At 58.7% G+C, this 4,056-nt stretch carries 4 protein-coding genes; all 4 read left to right on the forward strand.

What is annotated here, in order from left to right; translation table 11 throughout:
* Positions 1–1,879 (forward strand): molybdopterin dinucleotide binding domain-containing protein (locus ACWI8T_RS08760; RefSeq protein ID WP_449138672.1); only part of this gene is annotated, 1,879 nt, incomplete at its 5' end.
* 18 nt (positions 1,880–1,897) lie between these two features.
* Positions 1,898–2,470 (forward strand): 4Fe-4S dicluster domain-containing protein, encoded by a 573-nt coding sequence (locus tag ACWI8T_RS08765; RefSeq protein WP_114615693.1) that lies wholly within the window; start codon positions 1,898–1,900, stop codon positions 2,468–2,470.
* 67 nt (positions 2,471–2,537) lie between these two features.
* Positions 2,538–3,548 carry a radical SAM protein gene (locus ACWI8T_RS08770; RefSeq protein WP_449138673.1) on the forward strand — a complete coding sequence of 337 codons (1,011 nt, stop codon included), beginning with the start codon at positions 2,538–2,540 and terminating at the stop codon, positions 3,546–3,548.
* A 24-nt stretch (positions 3,549–3,572) separates the two neighbouring features.
* On the forward strand, positions 3,573–4,056 hold a 484-nt coding region (locus ACWI8T_RS08775; RefSeq protein WP_449138674.1), incomplete at its 3' end, for a TorD/DmsD family molecular chaperone.

Raw genomic sequence — 4,056 nt, forward strand, 5'->3', positions numbered from 1 at the left:
CTACTACATCCAGGCCCACGAGGCTGGCGCGAAGTTCATCTGCGTTGACCCGCTGTACAACGCTTCTGCTCAAATGCTCGACGCCGACTGGCTGCCCGTTCGCAACGGTACCGATATGGCCTTCCTGTTGGCCACGGCCTACGAGATGCTTCGCCTCGACGAGGCCGAAGGCGATATCGTCGATTGGGACTTCCTGCATACCTACACGGTTGGCTTCGACGCTGAGAGCATGCCTTCCGACGCTAAGGTGAACGAGAACCTGAAAGATTACATCTTGGGCACCTACGACGGCACGCCAAAGACTCCCGAATGGGCATATCCCATTTGCGGCATAGAGCCCGAGAAGATCACCGCGTTCGCGCGCATCATGGGCAAGAACAACAAGACCATGCTGCTGCACAACTACGGCATGGCCCGTTGCAACGGCGCCGAAATGATTCCTCAGATGATTGTCGCTTTGGGCGCCATGGGCGGCCACATGGGCAAGTCGGGCCATGCAACTGGCTCCGCCTACCATGCGAACTGCGGCAACGCGGGCCCGGTGCTCGTGAAGGCAGGCAGCGCAACCATGCCCAAGACGAAGAACCCCTGCTCGACGGGCGTGCGCCAGCCGCAGCTCTACGAACTCATCAAGAACGGCGGCGGCGACGTGCTCGACGTCTCCAACGCGTATGGCAGCTTCCACGAGGGTATTCCTACCACGCTTGGCCCCATCAAGGGCATCTTCCACTCCACCGACGCAACGCTTCAGACGTCGCTCAATCAGAAGGAAGGCATCGAGGCCCATCGCGCGGTCGACTTCGTGCTTACTCGTGCGCAGTTCATGACCACGAACGCCCGCTATTCCGACATTATTCTGCCGGTCACCACTGAGTGGGAGCGCGTTGGCGGCGTGACTTCTTCGAACCGCGAATTCGTGTACTGCTATTCCCAGGTCACCGAGCCTATCGGCGAAGCTAAGACCGACCAGGAAATTGGCACGCTGCTGCTCCAGGGCATGGGCATGGATCCTGCGCTTGCTTACGATAAGTCGGAAACCCAGCAGTTCTTCGAGCAAATCGCCGGCTGCCAGGTGCTTGGCGACGATGGCGAAATGAAGCCCCTCGTTACCATTACCGCCGACGACATTCAGAAGATGGGCGTGGAAGGCGAGGCCCAAGAGGGCGTCATTTCCATGGACGAGTTCATCACCAACGGCGGTTACCAGTACGAGCGCACTCCCGACGATGGCCACGGCTTCATTGGTTGGAAGAGCTTCGTGGACGACCCCGCGGGCAAGCCGCTTAAGAGCAACTCCGGCAAGATCGAAATCTACTGCCAGCAGCGCTACGACCTCATGGCTTCCTACGGGTATCCGGGCGTTGAACAGTACAAGCCGTACCCGACGTATGTCACTCCGTGCGTTGGCTACGAATCCACGTTCAAGGACGGCAAAATCGGTGGCGAGAAGGGCGATTACCCCTTCATCATGTACAACCCCCACTACCTGCGTCGTTCCCATTCGGTATTCGACAACTGCCCGTGGCTGCGTGAGACGTGGGCGAACCCCGTGTTCGTCAGCCGCGAAGATGCGAAGGCCAAGGGCATTTCCGACGGCGACACCGTGCTCATTAGCACGCCTGCCGGAAAGGGCCTGCGCCGCGCTGCGGTTCTCGACATTTTGCTGCCTGGTGTTGTGGGCGTGCCCCATGGCGCTTGGGTCGACGTCGACGAGAAAACCGGCATCGACCGCGCCGGTTCCGACAACTACCTGATTGGTGCGGAGTACGGCGGTTTTGGCGTTTCTGGCTACAACAACCAGATTTGCAACATTGAGAAGTACACCGGTGACGCGCTTGAGCCTGACTGCGAGTGGCCGCAGCGCATCGTGAACGCCTAACGGCGCAAGGGGGATACCATGTCCATTGGATTTTACTTTGATATGAGCAGGTGCACTGGTTGCCGTGCATGCCAGATCGCTTGCAAAGACAAGAATCGTCTTGAAGTTGGCACCATCTACCGCAACGCGCACACGTTCTCGGTTGGGTCGTTCCCCGAGGTGAAGTGCTACAGCTACTCGGCGAGCTGCAACCACTGCGAGTCGCCCGCATGCATGGCCGCATGCCCCACGGGCGCAATCGACAAGCGCGAAGACGGCGCGGTTATTCTCGACCGCGAAGTGTGCAAGGGCGACGGCGCCTGCGTTGAGGCTTGCCCCTATGGCGTTCCGAAGCTGTGGGAAGACGGCAAGGCTGGCAAGTGCGACAGCTGCTACCTTATTCGCGAGGCTGGCGGCACTCCCGCATGCGTTGCGGCGTGCCCGAACCGCGCACTCGATTTTGGCGAGGTCGAAGAGCTCAAGAAGAAGTACGGCGATGCTCTGGTGAGCGATATCGCGGTTCTTCCTTCGTCCGACAAGACCAAGCCCAATGTGTACATCAACGCGAAGGAAGCGGCGACCGAAACCGGCTTCACCGAGGTTGATTGGTAAAACAAGGCGTGCCTGGAGCCCGGGAGGCTTGTCTTCCCGGGCTTTTTTCGCATAGGGGAGGGAAACGGTGCCCAACATTAGCCTGAGCTCGCGATGCAACCTGCATTGCCCGTATTGCTTTGCGCACGAAACCATGGGCGCGGGGTCGGGCGACATCGCGCTCGAAAACTTCGATGCCGCCCTTGAATTTTTGACGCGCACGGGCCCCGTGAACATAGGGCTCATCGGCGGCGAGCCTACGTTGCATCCTCATTTTGACGAGATTGTTCGCAGGGCTGTGGCCTGCGAAAACGTTGCCATGCTCACGGTATACACGAACGGTTTGCTCATCGAAAAGCATGCCGATGTGCTGAGCCTTCCCAAAGTCACGCTTCTTGTGAATTGGAACGCGCCGAGCGAATTGCGCGAAGGCGCTTTCGAGCGCATTATGTGCGGGGTCGACGAGCTGGTTTTTAATCGCGGTATGGGCCGTCGAATTAATTTGGGGCTTAATTTGCACGGCGAAACAATGGAATACGGCTACATGCTCGATTTGCTGAAGCGCTACGGGTTCGACAAGGTGCGCATTTCGCTTACGGTGCCGGAGTTTCCCGAGGGCTGTGGTCAAAACGCCATCGAGCGTTTCCGCGCATGCAAGCCGTTCCTGCTGAAGATGTTTGCCGATATGGATGCGATTGGCGTATTGCCCTATTACGACTGCAACCGTCCCCCGTGGTGCATATGGTCCGACGAGGAAAAGCGGTGGCTTCGCGATTTGGTGGCCCGCCATGGGGCCGATGAGTGCACGCTCGTCGATACCGAGTCGTTCTGTCGCCCGGTCATAGACGTGCTGCCCGATTTGCGCGCGGTTCGATGCTTCGGTATGTCGGCATTCGAGAAGGTCGACATTCGCGATTGCGCCAACGTTAACGACCTCGCGGCGCATTTCATGAGGCGAATCGATCGGCCCGCGTACCGCATTAAGGCGATGCCCGAATGCGAGAATTGCCATTTGCGCCGCACGTGGTTGTGCTGCCAGGGCTGCATGGGCTATAAAATGGTCGAGATTGAGAAAATGAACGCCGAACGGGGAGAATGAATCGGCTTCGCAAGGAGGGAACCTATGAACGAGAACACGATTGAGCGCATCGGCATGGCGCTTGCCGACAGGGCGTACATCTATCGATTGTTCCATGTTGCGCTTGGCGCGGAGCCGAACGCGGAAGAGCTGGACGTTCTTGCGAGCGAGCAAACGCGCGCGGTGTTTGGTCGCTTGGCGGAGTCTGACGTGGCGAATGCGAAGCGCCTTGCGACCTGGGATGAAGGGCTCAAAGTCGATTCGATGTGTTCGGATGCCCTTACGCGCATGGTGGAATTGTGCGCCGTTTTAGGCGAGCGCCAGGCGAATGATTCGGCATACGCTGACGCGATGAAAGTCGCATTCAACAAGCTGTTTATGGTGCCTGGCGGTTCGTACGTGTACCCGTGGGAGTCGCCCTATTTGGGCAAAGACGCGACGCTTTTCAAGGAAAGCACGCTCGACGTGCGCGAGCGCTACGCGAAATACGGCTTTGAGGCCGAAATGAAGGGCCATTTTCCCGAGGATC

This window comes from Slackia sp., assembly GCF_977041755.1.